Genomic DNA, 21,185 nt, shown 5'->3' on the forward strand with positions numbered 1-21,185 from the left:
TTTTGGGAAATGAGCATAAAAAGAGAACGTTTCGAGGAACATTATCAGAGAATGCTTCGAAGAGACTAGTGGATTAATGCAGATCGAAGTTTACCACGTTGGCGTCATCACAATTTCGAGTATCTGCCACTTTGTAAGCACTTTGAATGATCTTGGCGTAACATTATATTCCCGCATAGCCAAGCCGAGATTGGATCGGACTCAGATGACCTAATTTCAATGATTGAGTCCAGCTCATGTTAGAAGGTAACCACACTGGTTCACTCGCCTCTTGTTTAGGGCCAGTATATTAGGTGTTATAATTAAAGAGCATATGAATATCCATTCAGTTCACGAAAGGAAGGAGATTTTTTCATGAATATGAAGCAATGGGATCGGATTCGGACGGGACAGGGTTTTATAGCGGCCTTGGACCAAAGTGGTGGTAGCACACCAAAAGCGCTGCTGCAATACGGTGTTACAGAAGACAGTTACTCCAATGAAGATCAAATGTACGAATTGGTTCACGAGATGAGAACGCGCATTATCAAGAGCCCTGCATTTGATTCAAAGTATATACTGGGTGCCATCTTATTTGAGAACACTATGGATCGTCTCATTGACGGGAAATATACTGCTGATTATCTCTGGGAGGACAAAGGCATTGTACCCTTTCTAAAAATCGATAAAGGACTCGCCGATCCAGAAGACGGGGTACAGCTCATGAAGCCAATTCCTGGCTTAAGTGACCTTTTACAGCGGGCCAACGAACGTAATATTTTCGGGACGAAAATGCGCTCGGTGATCAAAGAGGCGAATCCTTCCGGCATCAAAAAAGTGGTTGAGCAACAGTTTGAAGTCGGTAAGCAAATTTTAGAAGCGGGGCTGGTTCCGATTATCGAACCGGAGGTCGATATCCACACCGCTGATAAAACAGCTTCGGAAAAGCTGTTAAAAGCAGAACTTTCAGCTCAATTGTCTAAGCTGGGCAAAGATGTGAAGGTCATGCTGAAGCTCTCCATACCCACAGAAAATAACTTCTACCGCGAATTAATGGAGGATCCTCATGTTTTGAGAATTGTCGCATTGTCCGGCGGATACACACAGGCTGAGGCCAACGATAAGCTCGCCCACAATCAAGGATTAATCGCCAGCTTCTCACGTGCTTTATCGCAAGGACTAAGTGCCGGGCAGTCAAACGATGAGTTTAACGCGCTCCTATCTAAATCTGTAGAAGCAATTTATGCAGCCTCTATTCAATAAGCTGCTCTTCTCTTCGTGAAGACTCAAATCATTAATAAAGGCTGTTTCCTTACAGGTGAATACCTGCAGGGAAACAGCCTTTTTCTAATCTGAATTTACTTTTTTAAAGTTAGTGCTCTCAGAATGATGGTTGCGGCTTCAGCACGAGTAGTACTGCCTTGCGGTTTCAATGTACCATCTGTATAACCCTCGAGAAGTCCCTCGGCAATAGCTGCTCCTAGCGCAGGTCGAGCCCAGGTGGAGACCTTTGCACTATCTGAGAAGTTCATACTCATATCTGTTTCTACGAGCTGCGCTGCGCGAACGACTATTGTCGCAACCTGTTCACGAGTTACGATCTCATCTGGTCCAAAGTTGCCATTGTTATAGCCATTAACAACGCCCAGTGCTGCCGCTGTTGCAATGGCTTCATTAGCCCAATGCGTCTTCGTGTCGCCAAACACTTTACCAACATCGGCCTGAAGCCCGAAGGCTTTGACAATTATCGATACGAATTCGGCTCTTGTAATCTTGCTATCCGGTTTAAATGTATTGTCCGGGTAGCCATTGATCGCACCTAGTTTAACCAGGTCTCTGATGCTTATTTCAGCCCAATGTCCTTTGATATCTACGAAATCCACATCCGGTGAAGGGCTCGGAGCCACTGTTTTTTCAGAGACCAGAACGGCAAATTTTGTGAAATGAGTTACCGTTCCCGACACTGTTCCACTTTCCTGATCCACTTGCAGATTGTCCAGATGAACCCATTTTTTCGTTTGCTCGTTCAACCAGTACAAACCTACAATGGATTTGTTAAAGTCCACTTTTGTCTTGTCAAAAGGCAGTGTGATCGTAATCGCTTTAGCAAAATCCCCTTCCTTGTTCTTGATGATCTCATAAATATCACCCAGCAATTTCAAGTCAGATCCGGAGAATAGGTTAGCGGTGTCTTCTAGTTTAGTTACAGTTATCGTAATCCCGTTATCCATAGCTCCAGCCGGAACATTAATTTTGACTCCGTTCAAAGTTAGTACACCACCGTTTGCCGGAACTCTTCCGCTATTGACCGAAGGATTAACCTGATCCGTCCCTCCTGTCGAAGTCGATGGATTAGAGGGCTCCGTTGGTTGCGTTGTAGCAGCTTCAGCTCTGGTCACAATCACAGTGTACGTATTGCTGATACCGTCTGATGAGGTCACTACAATCGGAATGACATTGCTGCCAACATTCAAACTAATCGTCCCGCTTGCTTGCCCATTCACTGCCGGAGTACCGTTTACGGTGAAGGAAGCAGAGCTGTCATATACACTTGCTGTTACTGTAATGCTTGACACTTCATTATCCACTTTAGAAGTATAGTCGGTTACCTCAGGGTTAAAAGCCGGGTTCAGTGTGCCGTTAGACAATGTCAGCGCGCTTAAATCCTGGTCATGATTAGCTGCTTCCTCAGCACCTCTGATAACGTCAACTGTATAAGTTTTACTGGTCCCATCGACCGCAGTTACCACAACTGGAATTTTGTTACTACCAACCTTCAGATTGATCATGTCGCTTGGTTGGCTGCTGATGGACTGATTACCCTTCACCGTAAGTGTGGCCGAGCTGTCATATACACTTGCTGTTACTGTAATGCTTGCTATTTCATTGTCCACATGCGCAGAATACTCGGTGATTTCCGACCCAAAGGCAGGGCTCAGCGTGCCGCTAGACAATGTCAATGCACTCAAATCTGTACTGCCGCTCGCTTCTTCTGCGGCAGATCTTGTCACGATCACGGTATAGGTCTTGGTAGAGCCGTCTCGTGCCGTCACCGCAAACGGTATTTCATTTGCTCCAACTGACAGCTCAAAGGATATTCCGGTTCCGTTGGCATAGGATTGTCCTTGAGCAGTTAACTCCGCTTTAGCATCGGTAGCCTTCGCCATAAGCTCAATAGACTCGACGGAGTGATCTACCGTAACAGTATATTCGGTGATTCCAGCAGCGAATGACGGTGATAAAGTACCTGTCTGAACAGTCAAGTCATCCAGCGTCGAAACATCAATCAGCTTGCCTGCTAGCATATCACTTTGGACTAGTGCAAAGTCTGCTACCACCTGATGTGAATAATCCTCGGCAGCATTCAGAATAAAGTTCTTAAGATCGCTCCATACTGGAAGTACATCCGTCACAAAACGCTCTTCAAATTTGTAGTTCAACTCGTCGGATACCTTGTCCAAACGAGAATCCGTATAAGCATAAGCTTTTGCCGCATCAATCAAATATTGTTCCAGTTCATCTTTGTTCTTGAATGGTTTATCCGTGTAATCTCCCTTAAATGGCGATACCTCCCGGATCAGATAAGAACGGCTGGAAGCTTCCAGTACCCCCAGATAAACATCAGGATCTACCGCAGTTTTAATATACGCATCTTTGGAGAGGTAGGCATCACGTGTCTGCTCTTTCACATCAAGCAAAATATCGTCCGTGTTCGCCCCGCTCCCACCTTCAATCAGCACGTTATATCGCTCGACTCCGATGCTGCCAATCCCCTGATGGATGCGGCGCACGATATCCTTGATGGTAAAATAAGCATCAAATTGCTCGTCGGTTAAGTTCGGGAAATCCCCTCTGACTTGAGCCTTGTAATTTTCCCAATCTGTGTGCAAGGATGTTGTTTCTGCTTCAGTCGCGAGTTCAAACTTATCCGAATTTCCGGCTATGTTGAGTTTTCCATTCAATGCACGTTTACTGAGCAATTTTTGCAAAGCCTCAGCGTAAGATACCTTTGAAGCACTGTCCATAACTGTTTTAGTATAGGCTGTAACGTTACTTTTGGTCAGCTTGGTAATTTTCTTACTGTTGTCATTATTAATTTCTGTTAACGTGTCTTTGTATGTCTCCAGGAATTTTGCAGATACCTCTCGAAAATCGGCGTCCTGTAGATTAGCAATGCCTGAACTGTCTTTATCATACTTCACGACATAAATGCTCGTTACAAAACGAATCAGATCATCATAAAAACTGCCAATTCCCGCAGAGTCCACATCATTCAGACTAAATACCATCGTTTCCGTGCTGTCATTGAAGGTTCCCACATTCTGAATATGGGCATCACCTTGCGTGTAGGTTAGAATATCCTTATCTTTCCACCCCGCGATAATCGAGTCTGGAGAGGGAATGAGATGATTCGCCTGATCGGACTTGAACAATGAATTCGTACCACGTAAAAAGGTGTACGCATTAGCTCCCATTGCATTGCTTCCGTATTTATATTCCTTGGTGACAGGATCATTAAACCCGGTATTGTCCGCTATTATTCTTTGCTCAACCACTTGCTTCCGAGCTTCGTCAGAAAGAACAGGCTGACTATAGCGCAGTATAGAAATTCCTATAGCGTCAGATTCTACCCAACCGCTATCCTGCACAGCTTGCGGCTTCAAAGTCACATTAAGCGGCACTGTATCCATAACAGCTGATGCTGCTGTACCGGAAATGGAAATAGTGATCGTATTACTACTGCTTTGTCCTTCAGCCGTAATCTTCCAATCTCCAGCAGGAAGGCCAACCACGCTATAAGCATTTGCACTTAGGGTGCCATCAACCGCAGTCCCGGCGTTAAGTTTCAACCGTAGAAGTGCGTTCATATCCTTTGCACTACTCATAGGGATCGTGGAGGAATCTGGAGCAGCTACGATTTTATTGGAAGGTGTAAACTTAGCCAATGTCACTGTATTTGTCTTTTGATAAACGGTCACAGGTTCAGTTGGCTTGTTGCCCTGATTCCAGGCTCCAGGAAGAATATTAAACGTTAGATTGGCATCAGACTCTACATTGCCAGAGCCATCTCCAGATATCGTAATTGTGATTTGTTCACCACTAGCGGCTGCCGAGGCAGAAAAGCCTGCTGGAAGACCGATTACGTTGAAATCCGCTGAAGCCCATGCTCCTTGTTTTAGAACAGCGTTGAAGGCTTTCAGAATAATAGTATTATGATCTGAATCCACGGCAGAGCTGGACTTCATCTGTACCGTCTGATTATTTTCTAAAAAGGCATACGCCGCTGGGCTGCTGGAATTACGAGCCTTTGCACCTTTGACTTTTTCAAAATCCTTTCCGTTATTCTTTGTATCCCAGTTATTCCCGCTATTCGGGAAGGACGCCGAGGTCAGGTTGGACGTAGGCTCCAATGGATCGAACACCAAGCGCTGCATCGTATTTTGCTTGCCAGCCTGCGGTGCTGGACTTCCCCAAAAAGCATCCACCGCATCGTACCCAACAAAATCCACTACATTATCCTTTAGCGAATCTTTCATCGGGTCGTTGTCGGTCAATTTTTGGTTCGTATTCAGTAGAGCCAGTTTACCGCTGTTATTCCCTAGTTTAAAAGATCCCTCAACGGCATCTGCTTGTGGCAATTGTGCTCCGACATTTCCGTTGCTGCCCAGCGCGACCAAATAATAACCGTAAGCAGGAATCTGTGCTGTCGGTGCACCTAAATTTGCTATCTTCCAGTTGTTTTTTTGGTTATCAGCGAATTGTAAAGACCAGCCGTTTAATGAAATAGGCTTCGACGTAGGATTAAATAATTCAACAAAATCGCTAGAGTACACGTCGAGAACATCGTCTTTTTTCCCTCCATAAAAATGGCTAATTACTATGTTCTCCGCCAGATTATCGGTATTCGTCGAATCTGCCGCTGCATAGCCTGTCCCCGCTAAAACCCACAAGGATTGCACAAACATTGCTGACACAAGGGCGACTGAGATCCAGCGCTGAACTATTTTTTTCAAATTGATTGACCCCTCTCCCATTTCAAAATTCAGATAATTATATCAACTGAATGTCATAGGAAAGTAAATTGAACTGCATGATTAGGTCATTTTATCTCACACAAAAAGGGCTTCACCACGCAAACACGCGAGGTAAAAGCCCTAAATTCACTAGCTTTTTGGTTATCTTAAATCGAAACTACTAGGATTAAAGCGATGAAAGCTGGGAGTCCTTGCATGAATAAAATAGATTTTTTTACCGTCAGGGCACCATAAATCGCTGCCACTATCACAGTGCACAGGAAGAAGATATCAATTTGGTAGCCGAAATTCACATTCGGATGAACCAGTCCCCAAATTAAGCCAGCAGCTAAAAATCCATTATACAACCCTTGATTCGCTGCTAGAGTTTTAGAAGCATCTGCAACTTCTTGCGTCATTCCAAAGACTCGAAGCCCTTTGGGCTTTGACCAAGCGAACATTTCCAGATATACAATGTAGATATGTATTAACGCAACAACACCTACCATGATATTAGCTATCCATTCCATGAAGTTAACCACCTTTTTTGTTTGTGTACAATTTAATTGTACCACATTTATATTGGTAGGTGCAAAAAAGAATAGCAATAGTCCTAAAATAAGTAATAAGTGCAATTCGATGTTTATTGTCACTTATAGTTGCCGTTCGTCCGGGAAGTATACGCCTTTCCCCCTCGAATGTTATGGTTTTACTAGAGCTTTATATTCGAAAAAGTCAAAATAAGCCCGCTTCGCTTGCTGATCCAGATCTTGCGCGCACAATCCAACAAAGGAACCTGTAAATCCGAGTTTGCCACCGTACTCATCAGAAAGTGTCCCGAAATCTAAAGGAGTACAGACCGCCGTCCAACCTACTCCATCTGGTGAAGCGTAAAATATAAACTCACGTTCATGAATTTCAACCTTCAAATAATATCTCTCCCAATTCTCCACAGAAAGCTGCATCGAAGAAATCTCATCATAATTACCACCTTTACACAGTACAACACCCAATCTAGTTCCGCGAATCTCATCAGCCGTCACACGCAAATAATAGTAGTCACTGTCATCGTAATAGAGGACCAATCCAGCCATTTGCATGAAGCTATCGGGTTTGAATTCTAGACAGGTTGTCGCCGTGCATTCAAAATGCTGAATCGGCCGGGCAATTAAACTCTGATCATGTAGTGAAGCTAAGGATTCTCTACCGCGCAAGCAAAGAAAACCCGGACGTTCCTTCAAGCTAACCCAAGATTCATCAAAAGGGACACGCAAACTTTGATACGGGAACCCTAGCATCTCTCCATCAAAATCATCCTTTTCCGGCAGTTCTTCAAAAATACATATAGGTAATTCCGGAGCCTCCGTTTCCAATGCAGGCAGCTTCCCGCCATGGGCCAAACGCAGCCAGCCGTTCTCCGTCCATTCACAGCGCTGGATCGCTGTTTCCCGCCCGAGCGGATTCATTGTTGCCGTCCCGGGGATGGAACGTGTGCATAAATGCGCCATATACCATTCGCCACTCTGTGTCTCCACAAGCGATCCATGTCCCGCCTGCTGGAACGGATAGTTCAAATCATGTGCAGTCGTCATTATCGGGTAATCAGGATCGGTCTCATAAGGTCCTGTTATACTATGGCTTCTCGCCATTGTAACCATATGATTGATACCAGTGCCGCCTTCTGCTGTCAGCAGATAATAATATCCATCCTTTTGGTACAGCTGCGGACCTTCTGTGACTCCGATAGGGGTACCTTTATAAATTTCGTGAATAGATCCAGTCAACTTACCGGATTCTTGATCATATTCCTGCATAATGATGCCTGAGAAATTACTGTGATTCTTTCGGAAATCCCAGCGCATGTTTAGCAGCCATTTCGTGCCGTTCTTATCATGGAATAAAAATGGATCAAACCCGCTCCCGTTTAATCTAACGGGTTGGCTCCACGGTCCTCTAATATCTGTTGCCATAATCAAATAGTTGTGTAAATCCTTATATACACTTTTACGAGATTTCACATCTGTATAGAGTAAATAGAATACGCCTTGATCATAAGAAAGTGCCGGTGCCCAAATAGAGCCTGAGCTCACATTTCCGCGAAGATCGACTTGAGAGGCTTCTGTCAGTACTCGTGAAATAGAATGCCAATGTATGAGGTCTTTGGAATGATGGATTACCACACCTGGAAACCACTCAAAGGTAGATGTAGCAATATAATAATCATCCCCTACTCTTATAAAAGACGGATCAGGATGGAATCCCGTCAACACCGGATTTACAATCATTTGATTCATAAGACAGACCTCCACCAGCAAATTTTCGTAGTTTAACGAGTTTATTGTATCGCTTTCATTTCGATTAAAGTTATAATGTGATATAAAGAAATGTTTGTATTTTGTCATCATGGAGGGAATATGAAGCAGCTGTTCGAACCTGTTATTTTTGAAGAACATAAGACCTTGGTTTGGGATTACAAAATATATACCGACGACTATTACAAAGGTTACTACCATTGGCATCAATGCTGTGAAATCATGTTCGTTCATCGCGGCCAGGGAAACGTTGTCGTAAATCAACAAATGTACGATATCCGCCGGGGAATGCTATTCTTTTTCCAACCGTATCAACTGCACCGAATCTATTCCGAGGTCTCTACCGAGTGCCCTTTTGAACGAACCATTTTCTATGTTGACCCCCATGTTGCAGAGAATCTGCTGCAGAACTTTTCAAAAAGAAAGGCTCTATTTACAGCGCTATGGAAAGGGGGGAATTCACGCTGTACCTTTGAACTTAATGAACGTGCAGAGACTGTGGAGTGGATTCTAAAGCATTATGATCACAACAAAAAAGCCTCCCTTTCAGAGGATTCCGAAGATACTTCTGTTCTATTTCTTCAGCTGCTAAGTTGTATCGAGATCGAAGATTATCATGTGTTTCAACCTAGAGAACGGAGAACACTTCACTATTCCGAGAAAATCATGAGCTTTATCGAGGAACACTATCATGAGGAGGTTAACCTGGATCAATTGGCTGAGGAGATTCATTTATCAAAATCCTATGTCTCTAGAATCTTTCATCAAGAAACAGGAGGAAGGCTCGTTGATTATCTTACTGCCCGTCGAATTAAACAGGCCTGCCGCTTATTAGGAACAACAGACCTGCCAGTAGAGCAAATAGGGATCGCTGTTGGTTTCCCTAATGCCTCTTATTTCAATCAATTATTCAAAAAAGTACTCGGTACAACTCCATTAAAATACAGAAAAAATAATTAGAGACTCGATTGTTCACCAGCAGCCTCTTCGATAACAAATACAATATTTTTTGCAAAATGATTGATCTCGATCAGCTCTAGGCGGGGGGCATTCAACAGTTCATCGTTAACTCTTAAATTGATGAAGGTCACACCTTCAACAGCTCTTTTTTCATCAAAGCCATAAATTCTTGAAGGATTGGCCTTCCCGCTGTAGCTGATATTGCGAAATGTAATATTCCGAATACTTGTGCCAGGCTCTGGATTATAATCCTTGTTGTAAACTACACGCACATCGAACAACTGCCCCTGCTCAATCCGTTCAACGCGTATGTTATCGTAAATTACGTTACATACCGTATTTCGATCCCCGGCATTAATGGCTAGAGCCCCCCAATAATTTTCTTGTGGCTCATGATGATTCAGAATATCTATGTTTGTAAAAATAATATTTTCAATCACGTCACCGTTCTGCCCATGGTCACCATGAGTCCCGATCATCAGCGGATGCGCAACATCTGCCCATAAGATAGAATCACGAACGCTGATATTGCGTGTATCTCCATAAAAATCCCATCTCGATCCATAGATTGCAATACAATCATCGGAATTCCGCATAAAAACATCCCGAATAGCAACATCAGAACTAGACATGATATCTATGCCATCAGACCATCCGCGAGTACTAAAAGCTTTAATATTATCAATTTCAATCCCGTCAGACTTCCCTATGAAAATACTATAATGTGGTGGGTCGATAACAGTGATGCCTTCCACTTTAATGGATTGTGAGAAAACGATTCTTACCCCACGAAAAGCTGAGTATCGATGAAAATCTGCAAGATAAATCATTCCACGACCACGGATAGTTATATCATGGACAGACTCGCACACCAATGACCCTACAAGCGCAGATCCTCCAGCTAGATATATTGTTGTGCCTGAAGGAATTGGAAGGACCGTTTCTTCAATATAGTGCATTCCTGGCGAAAAAAAGAGTACGTTCGGTTTCTCACTAGAGTATGCCACCGGCATTTCCAGTAATCGCAAAAGATCTGTTTTCCGATGAATACCTGGTTGTACTACCGCTACATTAGGATCCTCTATAAGTGGTGCATCCTCTTCTTTAGGGTTAGCAAATAGATGTAGATTCCGGAAAATATCATCATTGATTTCGATCGAAAGCTTCTGCGGGCCGAAAAGGCTGAATTTGATCGTTCTCTCTTGAATTTCGTAAGCGATATTACGTGAAGCCGGAGCGACGTTCACACACTCAATTTCGGTGTAAAGACAAGTAACTTCCACCTCTGCTGCACCTTCTAGATCAAAGAAAGCCATAGATGCTGGTCGAACGTGATGCATATCTACCTTAACCTCGTAGATAAATACATTATGCCATTCACCTTCAGGTTGCCTGACTCTAATCTTATAATCCTCACGTCCCGGTATACCTTTGGGCGCTTCATACACTTGTAAGTAGTTCAAATAATAGTCCTCCCGCTGTTGAATCGATTAGGATTACGAATTTATTTCTATATGCCTATATTGTATCTGCATCTATCTCGACAAAGTTTTCATGCGTTATTCATAAATGTTTATATTTTGTCTTATAAGGGATGATTACTAGACTTCAGCATGACAATAATCAAACATTTTCTTATATCAAAACAAAACTTTTCGCAACCATAGAAAGCTATACTCATAACATCCTAACCACACTGGAGGCAACAATGATGACTTTACCTTATTGGCAGGAGATCATGAGTAGACTGGATACAAAAGTAGAGCGTATGGTTGAACAGATTGGTGACAAGTGTCCACATTTTGCCGGAAAAGATGGCAAGTTTGACGATATCGGCTCAGACTGGTGGACCACGGGCTTTTGGCCTGGCATCCTCTGGATTATGCATGACATCACCGGAAAAGACCTTTACAAAGATGCCGCATGGCACTGGGATGGTACGTTGGAGGAATGGTTTGTCAAACCTACGGTAGAGCTGCATCATGATGTTGGTTTTCAATTTCTTCCGACAGCTGTAATCAAACATACAATCACTGGTAATGAGGATGCACTCCGCAGAGGGATTGAAGCCGCAAACTTCCTTGCTGCCCGTTATAATCCGGTAGGCAAATTTATTCGCGCCTGGAATGAAGATAAATATGGTTGGGTGATCATCGACTGTATGCTGAATATCTCCCTGCTCTTTTGGGCCAGCAAAGTTACAGGTGATCCTCGTTATAAACATATCGCGATTAACCACGCGGAGACGACTATGCAATATGGTATCCGCGAAGACGGATCAACCAAGCATATTCTCTCTTTTGATGCAGAATCCGGTGCTTATATTGAGAATTTTGGAGGTCAGGGCTACTCTCCTGAATCCTCTTGGAGCCGTGGTACAGCTTGGGGCTTGTACGGCTTCATCAACACTTACCGCCATACAAGTGATGAGCGTTTCCTGAACACCGCCAAACGAATCGCACATTACTTCATTTCCGCTTTGCCAGAGGATCAGGTACCGTACTGGGATTTCCGTCTTGAGGATGACGAACGGATGTTCAGAGATAGCTCTGCGGCCTCCATCGCCGCTTCAGGCTTGCTCGAACTAGCAGATATCGTACCATTGGGTGAAAAAAGTCTTTATTCAACAGCAGCAGAGCGGATTCTGCGCTCTCTGACCGAAAGCTATGCGACTTGGGATCAGCCAGAGCACGAGGCGATTTTGCTGCATGGAACTGGCAGCGGCACATCCTTTATTGATGTATCGCTAATCTATGCGGATTACTATTATATAGAGGCAATCGCTAAATTGAATGGCTGGAAACACCGGATTTTTTAATAAAGAGATATTTATTCAGTTCAGTGTTCTTGAAAAGGAATATGTTATAATCTTCACTAGATTGTTTGGAGGCGATAATGATGAGATTAATCACTAATAATATTGGACTATTTTTGAAGGATAGCGCCTAATCGTCCATAAACCGCGTGTTTCCTTCATAAGCGAGGTTACGAATGTAATGCCAAATTATACTTTAAACGCAATGATGGATTATTCGAGAGAACAAATAGCAACAATAGAATCATTAGAAGAGATTTGCAAACAATTTGAGAAGATTAACTTAAGAGTTGGCATAGAACATCTTGTAAAAGATCACGGTGATCACGCCTACCTTTGTCACCATAATGAACGGTTAATTGGTTTTCTCAGTTGGTATACTTCTGACGGAACCGAAGCGAATATTAACGGAATGGTGCATCCAGACTATCGTCGCCAAGGCGTATTCCGCAGCTTACTTGGACGAGCAAAACAAGATATGTCCTTACAAGGTATCCACTCGCTACGATATCGGGTCATTTCAGGATCAAGCTCCGGTGAGGGTTTTGTCTTACACATGGGAGCATCCCATGACAGTTCAGAGTACTCTATGTCGTACTTGAATTTAACCAATAAGAATGAGCGATTAGACAGTATAATTCTACGCCCAGAAGAAGACAAGGACTTTAATTTTGTGACAACCTGCTTCTCGGCGGCGTTTAACGAAACGAAGGAATGGACGCATGAATATCTCACTCATACTCGCGAGCCAAGCCGTGTTACCTATGTCGCCCTGAGAGAAAACACGCCTGTCGGCCTGATTAGAACGAATAATTTAGGGAATGGTACGACTGTCATCCATGATTTTTGTGTACTCCCTGTCTTTCAGGGAAAAGGCCTAGGACGAGAAATTCTAATACATGCAGTAGATCTTCTGCTTTCGATTCCATTCACACACCTCCGCTTAGGCGTTGTCACCGATAATGAGCATGCTTTAAATCTTTACCTCAGCGCTGGCTTTGAGATCACAGCAGAATTTCATTATTACGTTGGCGGAGTTTGATTCATGAAAAAAAGGGAGTCCTATTAAAGGACCCCCTTTTTTCATAATTAGATTCTTTTAGAAATAAACTGCATAATAGGTCGGGCTGATTGATTGTTTTTTCAATATATCAATCCCTATTTTACTTAACAAGTTTTTACACTTTTGTTCAATTGTTCTTTTTTCGACTATAAAAAGCTTACACAGGTCTATCGTAAATGGCTGTTCAGATTATATAATAGAAACTATCTGGTATAGAAAGGAAGTTGATTTTTTTATGAAATTTGATGATTACCGCTATGAGCGGCCGGATGTTAAGCAATTTAAGCAAGACTTTAACGCACTGCTGAAAGATCTCAATGACACATCACCTTTAGAGGTACAAAAGGCTTCCATCACTGCCATTAACAAGCTTCGCAATACGTTTGATACTATGCAGACATTGGTTAGCGTTCGCCATTCTATCAATACGACGGATGAATTTTACAAAGCCGAACAAGAATTCATGGACGAAGTTGGACCTGTCGTTCAGGAATACATAACCGATTATTACAAAGCACTCGTACATTCGAAATATAGAGCCGAGTTTGAACAGGAATGGGGTGCGCAGTTACTCCAGCTTGCAGAAGTTTCGCTGCGGACATTTAGTCCGGAAATCATCGAAGATTTACAATTGGAGAACAAGCTTTCCACGGAATACTCCCAGCTTATCGCATCCGCCAAGATTCTATTTGAAGGTGAAGAGCGCACACTGCCTCAACTCGCACCTTTCGAATTGTCTACAGACCGCGATATGCGTAAAAGCGCTTCTGAAGCTCGGTTTGGTTTTATGTCCGAACATGAGGCTGAATTTGACCGCATCTATGACGAGCTCGTCAAGGTCCGTGACCGCATAGCTAAAAAGCTTGGATACAGCAACTTTGTTCAGCTAGGTTATGACCGTATGATGCGTACCGACTATAATGCTGAAATGGTTGCCAATTTCCGCAAACAAGTTCTGGAATATATCGTACCTGTCTCCCAACAGTTAAAGAAACGCCAGACTGAACGCCTGGGTCTCGATGAATTGAAATACTACGACGAGAACTTTAGCTTTAAGACTGGGAACGCTACCCCTAAAGGAGACCCAGACTGGATTGTAGCTAACGGAAAGAAGATGTATAAAGAGCTATCTCCTGAAACGGATGAATTCTTCACCTTTATGTTGGACAATAATCTGGTTGATCTAGTAAGCAAAAAAGGAAAGCAAGGCGGCGGTTATTGTACTTACTTCAGCCAATACAAAGCCCCTTTTATTTTCTCTAATTTCAACGGCACCTCAGGAGACATTGATGTCTTAACCCATGAAGTAGGGCATGCCTTCCAGGTATATGAAAGCCGCAATATTGATGTGCCAGAATATGCTTTTCCAACCTATGAAGCATGTGAGATTCATTCCATGAGCATGGAATTTTTCGCTTGGCCTTGGATGAATTTGTTCTTTGAGGAAGATGCGGATAAATACCGCTTCAACCATTTATCTGATAGCCTTCAGTTTATTCCTTACGGTGTGTCTGTCGATGAATTCCAACATTTTGTTTATAGTAACCCTGAAGCCACCCCTGCTGAACGCAAGCAGGCTTGGAGAGAAATCGAGAAGAAATACTTACCACATCGTAATTATGAAGGTAACACATATCTGGAACAAGGCGGTTTTTGGCATAAACAAGGGCATATCTTCGCCTCGCCTTTCTACTACATTGACTACACACTAGCACAGCTTTGTGCCTTTCAGTTCTGGAAACGTTCGAACGAAGATTTCAAATCTGCTTGGAGCGATTATTTGGAACTATGCCAGGCTGGAGGAAGCAAATCTTTTATCAAACTGGTTGAGCTTGCCGGTCTAACTTCACCGTTTGAAGATGGCTGCATTAGCTCCGTTATTGGAGATATTGAAGGTTGGCTGAACAGCATTAATGATAAAGAGCTTTAATCCATTCTCTGAATAGCTCTCATCACATAAAAAGCAATCCATGCCTTATGGCTTGGATTGCTTTTTAGAATTGAATGATCTAACTTCACCCAGTTTACCGATAGCGAATCAACAAATCTATTGGATAACGTCCCGCATTGCGGCCATACAAGGCTAAGCCTCCACCCTCTGCTTGAAGTTCCAACCGGAACGTACGATTGCGATCTATTTTAGCTGCTAACTGCCCCGGTACACTTACCTTACATAGATAGCCGTAAGAGCCAGCCTCATCCAACTTATTCGCTAATGGCTGATAATGCCAGGACAATACACCTCGGCTGTCGGCCGGATCATCCGGCAAATAGAAGGAGCCAATCCGTTGACCTTCTACCAGAACATTCACACGTGAAGGATGACGTTCTTCGTCGGTCATATAGTACGTATTCGGATTATACTCCACCCTAGCGTCTGCACCATGCATGAGATCAAGTCCCATTTCATTTTGCTTTGCCCCTTCAAGATTCCGGGCCAACACTCGCTTTGCGCTAGCTTCAAACATAATTTCGATCTCGCCAATCATTTTTTTCTCCAAAGCATCTGGAAGAGCTACATCATATGCATAATGGCCTTGACCGGCCCCATTGATTTTTGCGCATTGAATAGCTTCCCATTGTAGTTCAAAGCTGTGTTCTTTATAAGCATCCACAGGGATACTAATAGAATCTGCTTCCCCCTCACACCTTACTTCCTGATCACCGCTTCTTACATCAAACGTAATGAAGTTGCGAGTGAGCGTCTCTCCCTTATTAGTTATCAAGGAAAGCGCCAGCACTGCAACTGCGTCCTGATCAGGTATAGTAACATGCAGAGCGGGTAGAGCTGCTACTCCATATCCATCCCAATTCACTGACATATGATCACTTTGTGCAACAACTCGTGTTCCCAAATCGTCGTACCAAAGTTCCCACTTCACCTGTAAATGCTGTCCATGATATTTATCTGAGAAACTGGAACGAAGAAGCGGAACTTTAACTTCATCCTTTGCGTTTACTGTCTGGCATGGCGGTGCATCGATCACGATGAAGTCCGGAGAATGCAGATCAGAAATCGTCATCCCTGGAACAAAGGCATCATAACCAAAATCTTTATCGCTGCCGTCTAACCGATAATAACCATTGAACTCATTCGTAACATCGCGAAATTCGGTAAATACGAAACCACATAATTTATCATGCCGCCGGAATTCATTCATCATATAGCGATAATGCCATGCTAAATCACTATCCCCTGCCCCGCCTTCGATACCCCATACGTTTCCACATTCACTGTTCATCAGGGGAGCATCAGATTGTACATTACCTCCGATACAGTTAAAGTCTGAACCTGGGAAAGTTTTGTCTACAACCTCATTCAAATGAGCTCTAAGCTGATCATAACCATTAATGTAGAAATGCCACGTATTAATATCAGATTCCACATGATCATAGTTACAAGGTGAGTTGTCTTCAATGATTCTAGTTGGGTCAAGTCGTTTAGCCCAGCGATATTTTTCCCGAACCCATTCCTGTGTCTCCTTAAGATAACTAGACTGTTGCCCTACATCACTCGTTAGACTAGTGTCCTGAGCGTTCGTCTTCAACCCCCACGTCTCGTTAAACATCACCCATGAGAAAATAGATGGATGATTATAGTCTCTTTCGATAACCTCTAGGGCTTCAAGTTCATACGCAGCACGGGCTTTTTCATCCGGATCCCCCCAAAAGCAAGGCATGTCTTCCATCACCAGAATACCCAGTTTATCCGCCCAATATAGTTTGCGGGGTTCCTCTGGTTTGATATGAATACGTACAAAGTTCAGTCCCAAACGTTTCATTAGATAGATTTCATCCCGCATGTCTTCATCAGACGGATAAGTGAAATAGCCCGTTTTGTGATAAGACTGGTCAAGGGTACCGTTTAAATAAATTGGCTTGCCATTAAGAGTAATCCATCGATAACCACGCTCATCGAAGCGAACAGTTTGGATTTCTCGAATTCCGAAATAAGTGCTGACCATGTCTGTGCCAAAAGATCCGCTAAGCTGTAGTTCTCCTTCGTACAAATAAGGTGATTCTGGACTCCATAATTTCGGATCTGATATTTGAATAGAGAGCTTAAATTCATTCTCCCCTGCAATAAGATCTAATTTCTCAGTATGCAGTATGGAATCCTCTGCGAATTGCAGCGTGAAATCTGCTGAACCAGATTCATGAGCAATGATTCTTGTAGTCACGTTCACTTGCCCATCCATAGTGGTCACAAACTTAGTATCACTCATATAAGTCTGGGGCCGAGATTCTAGCCATACTGGCTGCCAAATTCCGCGAATTTCTCCATAACCTTGTTTGCCACGTGCTTGGTAATCATGATCGAAGTCCTCTACTCTAACGACAATTGTATTGTCCAAATCTTCAACCCAGTACGGAGTAACTTCAAACTCAAATGAACCATATCCACCTTGGTGTGAACCAACATGAACTCCGTTTATCCAAACTTCACATGAATAATCCACTGCCCCGAATCGCAAAAATAGTCGTGTCTGTGAGTCGATAGGCTGCCATTTCAAAATCCGCCGATACCAACCTATCCCTTTACGATCGCTGCCAATACCGGATAATGGACTTACCCAAGAAAAAGGGACGGTAATCTTCGAACTGTAAGCGATTTCGGAATTCGAAAACCATTGATTGCTTATTCCTTCATTGCTCGGATCAAAGCTAAATGACCATTCCCCATTCAAATTCATCCATTCCTTGCGCTGCCAATGTGGATGCGGATGTTCGGGACGAGGAATCGGAAGACTCTCAACATTCAGTACGGAAGTTGTCATGATATGAGCACAGCCTTTCAAAATAAGAAGTTGAGCTCATTTTAGCACCAGTATATAAATTTCGCAATGTGTATTATAATTTTACAATATACAATCTTCGGTGTACAATATCCTCAAACTATCCTAACGAAAAGGAATACAATCAATGAATGATATTTCGCAAGAAACGATCCGGTACCCTGCATCACGTATCTTAGATGTTGCAAAAGCACTTTCTGGAGATGTCAGAGTCCGCATTCTTGAAGCCCTTGGTGACAAGCCCATGAGTGTCAGTCAATTGGCCGAGACACTTGGCGTAGCTCAACCTACAATTTCAATCAATGTGCAGACACTTGAGCAAGTTAACTTAATCTCATCTACACAGGGAGCAAATCGCGAGAAAATATGCGCGGTGACCTGCCGATCCATCCATCTCGATCTTCCGTCGAAGCTAGGCGATGGTCTGCATCAAACGGAAGAAATACATATGCCCATCGGAATGTTCTCCCACTGTTCTGTACAACCATCCTGTGGTATGGCTGGAAAAGACGGCGGAGTCATCGGTTCTCAGGATGATCCGCGGGTATTCTACATGCCTGAACGAGTTGAAGCATCTCTCTTATGGTTCGCTGATTCTGGCTATGTCGAATACTATTTTGCCAATCCACTCCCTCCTGGTGTCGAGCTAGATGAGATTCGGATTTCGGCTGAGATTTGTTCTGAAGCACCTGCATTCCGTGAAGATTGGGCAAGTGACATCACATTAACTATAAATGACCTACATGTCGGTACTTGGACTTGTCCATCAGATTTCGGTAACCGGAAAGGAAAGTTAACACCCGAACGTTGGAAGAGTGGTACAGAATATGGAATGCTGACAGAGTGGAGTATCTCAGAACAGGGTAGCAAAATAAATGGTGCTGCTTCTTCCCCTACTACAATTAGCTCACTGAAGCTGGCATTTAATGAGCCTATTCGAGTACGCTTTGAGATTCGCGAGGATGCCCTCAATAGACGAGGACTTAATCTATTCGGAAGTGGTTTCGGAGACTACTCACAGGATATTATCCTGTCGTTTGTGCGTCGATCAGTATCGAGTACACGATAACTTGTAAGAATTGCACACCTGAAACCAGAGAGGATAGAAAGCTTCAGGTGTGCAAGAGGACTGGGAAGACATTGTTTTCTTTACATACTATTTACGCTTATCTTTTACTTTTTGAATATTCTCTGCCACTCTATATTTCACGATCTTACTAATTAATTCATAGGGCATCGGCTGATTAAGAGGGAATTGAATGGACCCTTTTGCTCCTTTATAGACAGATAATTCTTCTTTAAAAGCATCAATCCCATTAGGCGTTGGATAAAATCCAATATGGTTTTTGAAAGCTGCAAAATGGACGAGATTTCCGTGCAGTTCAAAAGTAGGCATCTGATAACTAATCTTTTCTTTTGCATCAGGTGCCGCTTCTTTTATCACTTTTCTTATTGTACTAAGGATTTCTTGAATCTCCGGTGGAAACTTGGAAATATAGTCATCGATCGATTCATACGTGATTTTACCTTCCATGTTTAGTCCCCTCTCTGTTTCAAGTTCACATTTAACTATGATGAAGTGCTGCCAATGCCTCGTCTTCTGTACTTTTGAACAATATTTTATTCCCCTGATTGCACTCATAAATAAAATCATTCAGACTTTTACTATTATAGCCAGTAAATTCTCCTACAATCGCAACCCGCATCTGATAGTTTGTATACTTTTGAAGAATCTCACCGGCAAGCCCCGTCTTTAACTCAAAAAAATCATCCGTGATTTGCTCTTTTCTTAGAATCATTTTATCGCATTCTTGATATCTAACGTTTGCCATTAGATCCAAAGCATCATTTACATTATTAATTACAATACCCTCGCTGGAAATCAAAGCTACTGTTGAATTGTCTTTACGGTTTAATGTGATTTGCATTCTAAATTACTCCTTTTTCAATAAGAAATTCTTTTACGTTGTGGTTTCCTTGTTGGATGGCCATAGCTAATACTGATTCACCACCTTCAATTTTAGCATGGATGTCAGCTCCGTGTTCGATTAATAAGCGTATCAGCTCCACATTATCCGAATGAAAAGCTGCAGAATGCAAGGCAGTATGCCCGTCGCTATCTAAAATATGTGTCTGAGCACCCTTGTTCAATAACAGTCGGATAACACCCATATCCCGCTCCCCAGCAATGGCAGCATGAAGTGCAGTATTAGAAGGAATAAAACTAATCTTAGAATGGGATACTGCATCAACTTCAGCACCATAGTCTATCAATACCTGCACCGCTGCTTCTTTACCGAAATGTGCCGCATATCCCAAAGGTGTAAGACCCTCGTTATTTTCCGTATTTGCTAAAGCCGGATGGAATTCTAGAATTTCTTTTAGCCGTGCAGCATCACCTTGTTGTGCCGACTGAAAGACTTCATTAATGCTTTGCCGTAATTCCATTTAGATATCGCCTCTTTTCGATTGATCTTATAAACGATCTACTTTACTTTTTCTGGATAGTTAAACCATTCTCCTGCTAACAAGAAGAAGCAACGTTGTCGTCTTTCAAAGAAAGATAACCATTTCTCGTAAAATATAAAACACTAAAAACAATACAAATTTATTGTAAAACAATAAATTAAATGCTAAAATCATGAAGTCATTAAATAAGTGAGGTGTTTTAAATGAATGTTAAACGAGGTTCAACCACTTTCTTAAAAGTAATTTTTTTTTTGGTTGGAATTGCAGTGCTTGCTATGTGTATCTGGTTGCCTGAGATAGCGGTAAGAGATGCAAGAGTACATCCAGATACGGCTTACTTCCTGATTCCCTTTTTAGTATGTGCTTACGGATTCTGTATTACGTTTTCTGTTGTGCTGTATCAAGCATATAAACTATTAAACAACATCGAAAAGAACAATGCTTTCTCAGAATTATCCCTTAAATCTTTGAAGATCATAAAGAAATGCGCTTTCACAATTATGTTCCTCATTTTGTTAGGAATAGTAAGCTTAAGGGTGCTTGCTAAAGTTACAGCTAGTGATGATGCAGCGGGTCCTACATCATTATGTCTAATGGGTCTTTTAGTAACAAGTATCATCGCAGCCATTGTGGACGCACTTCAAAAGCCATTAAAAAATGCCCCAGATATTAATCCAAAAAATGTATGATTAACAGTCAAATATCAACATTAGAATTTAATATAACCAAAAGAAAAGAGTATTCATTCGAAGGTTATCGAATGAATACTCTTTCTTT

The 21,185-nt window shown here is 42.6% G+C and carries 15 protein-coding genes; 7 read left to right on the forward strand and 8 right to left on the reverse strand.

Annotation, left to right across the window (positions count from 1 at the left end; translation table 11 throughout):
• Positions 1-354: 354 nt before the first annotated feature.
• On the forward strand, positions 355-1,242 hold the full coding sequence (locus tag ACN6MV_RS17800) for a fructose bisphosphate aldolase (protein ID WP_419884524.1): 888 nt from the start codon (positions 355-357) through the stop codon (positions 1,240-1,242).
• A 95-nt stretch (positions 1,243-1,337) separates the two neighbouring features.
• On the opposite strand, the gene ACN6MV_RS17805 is transcribed toward ACN6MV_RS17800, so the two are convergent.
• The 3 genes from ACN6MV_RS17805 to ACN6MV_RS17815 form a co-directional block, all read right to left on the reverse strand.
• Complete coding sequence (locus ACN6MV_RS17805) at positions 1,338-5,993, reverse strand: cadherin-like beta sandwich domain-containing protein (protein WP_419884525.1); 4,656 nt, start codon at positions 5,991-5,993, stop codon at positions 1,338-1,340.
• Positions 5,994-6,160: 167 nt separating this feature from the next.
• The gene (locus tag ACN6MV_RS17810; RefSeq protein ID WP_042128487.1) at positions 6,161-6,523 is read right to left on the reverse strand and encodes a DUF1304 domain-containing protein; all 363 of its coding nucleotides are present in this window, start codon (positions 6,521-6,523) and stop codon (positions 6,161-6,163) included.
• Between the two features lie 171 nt (positions 6,524-6,694).
• On the reverse strand, positions 6,695-8,287 hold the full coding sequence (locus ACN6MV_RS17815; RefSeq protein ID WP_419884526.1) for a glycoside hydrolase family 43 protein: 1,593 nt from the start codon (positions 8,285-8,287) through the stop codon (positions 6,695-6,697).
• A gap of 120 nt (positions 8,288-8,407) precedes the next feature.
• Between ACN6MV_RS17815 and ACN6MV_RS17820 the strand changes: the two genes are divergently transcribed.
• Positions 8,408-9,265 (forward strand): AraC family transcriptional regulator, encoded by an 858-nt coding sequence (locus tag ACN6MV_RS17820; protein ID WP_042128491.1) that lies wholly within the window; start codon positions 8,408-8,410, stop codon positions 9,263-9,265.
• Here ACN6MV_RS17820 and ACN6MV_RS17825 read toward each other — a convergent pair.
• Positions 9,262-10,728: a glycosyl hydrolase family 28 protein gene (locus tag ACN6MV_RS17825; RefSeq protein ID WP_419884527.1), complete on the reverse strand. Its 1,467-nt coding sequence runs from the start codon at positions 10,726-10,728 to the stop codon at positions 9,262-9,264. The two genes, ACN6MV_RS17820 and ACN6MV_RS17825, sit on opposite strands and share 4 nt — an antisense overlap.
• A gap of 245 nt (positions 10,729-10,973) precedes the next feature.
• Between ACN6MV_RS17825 and ACN6MV_RS17830 the strand changes: the two genes are divergently transcribed.
• The 3 genes from ACN6MV_RS17830 (at position 10,974) to ACN6MV_RS17840 (ending at position 15,073) form a co-directional block, all read left to right on the forward strand.
• Positions 10,974-12,083 carry a glycoside hydrolase family 88 protein gene (locus ACN6MV_RS17830; RefSeq protein ID WP_419884528.1) on the forward strand — a complete coding sequence of 370 codons (1,110 nt, stop codon included), beginning with the start codon at positions 10,974-10,976 and terminating at the stop codon, positions 12,081-12,083.
• A 178-nt stretch (positions 12,084-12,261) separates the two neighbouring features.
• Positions 12,262-13,122, forward strand: coding sequence for a GNAT family N-acetyltransferase (locus ACN6MV_RS17835; protein ID WP_419884529.1), 861 nt, complete (start codon positions 12,262-12,264; stop codon positions 13,120-13,122).
• Positions 13,123-13,378: 256 nt separating this feature from the next.
• Positions 13,379-15,073: a M3 family oligoendopeptidase gene (locus ACN6MV_RS17840; RefSeq protein ID WP_042128500.1), complete on the forward strand. Its 1,695-nt coding sequence runs from the start codon at positions 13,379-13,381 to the stop codon at positions 15,071-15,073.
• A 94-nt stretch (positions 15,074-15,167) separates the two neighbouring features.
• Here the strand turns inward: ACN6MV_RS17840 and ACN6MV_RS17845 are convergent, their stop codons facing one another.
• Complete coding sequence (locus tag ACN6MV_RS17845; protein ID WP_419884530.1) at positions 15,168-17,921, reverse strand: glycoside hydrolase family 2 protein; 2,754 nt, start codon at positions 17,919-17,921, stop codon at positions 15,168-15,170.
• Between the two features lie 145 nt (positions 17,922-18,066).
• On the opposite strand from ACN6MV_RS17845, the gene ACN6MV_RS17850 reads away from it, so the two are divergent.
• Positions 18,067-19,008 (forward strand): ArsR/SmtB family transcription factor, encoded by a 942-nt coding sequence (locus ACN6MV_RS17850; RefSeq protein WP_419884531.1) that lies wholly within the window; start codon positions 18,067-18,069, stop codon positions 19,006-19,008.
• An 87-nt stretch (positions 19,009-19,095) separates the two neighbouring features.
• Here the strand turns inward: ACN6MV_RS17850 and ACN6MV_RS17855 are convergent, their stop codons facing one another.
• From ACN6MV_RS17855 to ACN6MV_RS17865, 3 genes are read right to left on the reverse strand one after another with little or no spacing between them, the layout of a single operon-like run.
• Positions 19,096-19,473 carry an iron chaperone gene (locus tag ACN6MV_RS17855; protein WP_419884532.1) on the reverse strand — a complete coding sequence of 126 codons (378 nt, stop codon included), beginning with the start codon at positions 19,471-19,473 and terminating at the stop codon, positions 19,096-19,098.
• A 31-nt stretch (positions 19,474-19,504) separates the two neighbouring features.
• On the reverse strand, positions 19,505-19,867 hold the full coding sequence (locus ACN6MV_RS17860; RefSeq protein ID WP_042128508.1) for a DUF4180 domain-containing protein: 363 nt from the start codon (positions 19,865-19,867) through the stop codon (positions 19,505-19,507).
• 1 nt (position 19,868) lies between these two features.
• Complete coding sequence (locus tag ACN6MV_RS17865) at positions 19,869-20,387, reverse strand: ankyrin repeat domain-containing protein (protein WP_419884533.1); 519 nt, start codon at positions 20,385-20,387, stop codon at positions 19,869-19,871.
• Between the two features lie 224 nt (positions 20,388-20,611).
• Here ACN6MV_RS17865 and ACN6MV_RS17870 point away from each other — a divergent pair, with 224 nt between their 5' ends.
• Positions 20,612-21,097, forward strand: coding sequence for a DUF2975 domain-containing protein (locus tag ACN6MV_RS17870; RefSeq protein ID WP_419884534.1), 486 nt, complete (start codon positions 20,612-20,614; stop codon positions 21,095-21,097).
• The last annotated feature ends 88 nt before the right edge of the window (positions 21,098-21,185 follow it).

The organism is Paenibacillus sp. B-A-8 (genome assembly GCF_048572915.1).
Lineage (GTDB): Bacteria > Bacillota > Bacilli > Paenibacillales > Paenibacillaceae > Paenibacillus_AQ.

What these genes read in the sequence shown, in the direction of transcription:
- ACN6MV_RS17845 (WP_419884530.1), bottom strand. Translation starts at nt 17,921, where the DNA reads ATGACAACTTCCGTACTGAATGTTGAGAGTCTTCCGATTCCTCGTCCC.
- ACN6MV_RS17800 (WP_419884524.1), top strand. Translation starts at nt 355, where the DNA reads ATGAATATGAAGCAATGGGATCGGATTCGGACGGGACAGGGTTTTATA.
- ACN6MV_RS17830 (WP_419884528.1), top strand. Translation starts at nt 10,974, where the DNA reads ATGATGACTTTACCTTATTGGCAGGAGATCATGAGTAGACTGGATACA.
- ACN6MV_RS17870 (WP_419884534.1), top strand. Translation starts at nt 20,612, where the DNA reads ATGAATGTTAAACGAGGTTCAACCACTTTCTTAAAAGTAATTTTTTTT.
- ACN6MV_RS17850 (WP_419884531.1), top strand. Translation starts at nt 18,067, where the DNA reads ATGAATGATATTTCGCAAGAAACGATCCGGTACCCTGCATCACGTATC.
- ACN6MV_RS17860 (WP_042128508.1), bottom strand. Translation starts at nt 19,867, where the DNA reads ATGCAAATCACATTAAACCGTAAAGACAATTCAACAGTAGCTTTGATT.
- ACN6MV_RS17815 (WP_419884526.1), bottom strand. Translation starts at nt 8,287, where the DNA reads ATGAATCAAATGATTGTAAATCCGGTGTTGACGGGATTCCATCCTGAT.
- ACN6MV_RS17835 (WP_419884529.1), top strand. Translation starts at nt 12,262, where the DNA reads ATGCCAAATTATACTTTAAACGCAATGATGGATTATTCGAGAGAACAA.
- ACN6MV_RS17865 (WP_419884533.1), bottom strand. Translation starts at nt 20,387, where the DNA reads ATGGAATTACGGCAAAGCATTAATGAAGTCTTTCAGTCGGCACAACAA.
- ACN6MV_RS17810 (WP_042128487.1), bottom strand. Translation starts at nt 6,523, where the DNA reads ATGGAATGGATAGCTAATATCATGGTAGGTGTTGTTGCGTTAATACAT.
- ACN6MV_RS17855 (WP_419884532.1), bottom strand. Translation starts at nt 19,473, where the DNA reads ATGGAAGGTAAAATCACGTATGAATCGATCGATGACTATATTTCCAAG.
- ACN6MV_RS17840 (WP_042128500.1), top strand. Translation starts at nt 13,379, where the DNA reads ATGAAATTTGATGATTACCGCTATGAGCGGCCGGATGTTAAGCAATTT.
- ACN6MV_RS17820 (WP_042128491.1), top strand. Translation starts at nt 8,408, where the DNA reads ATGAAGCAGCTGTTCGAACCTGTTATTTTTGAAGAACATAAGACCTTG.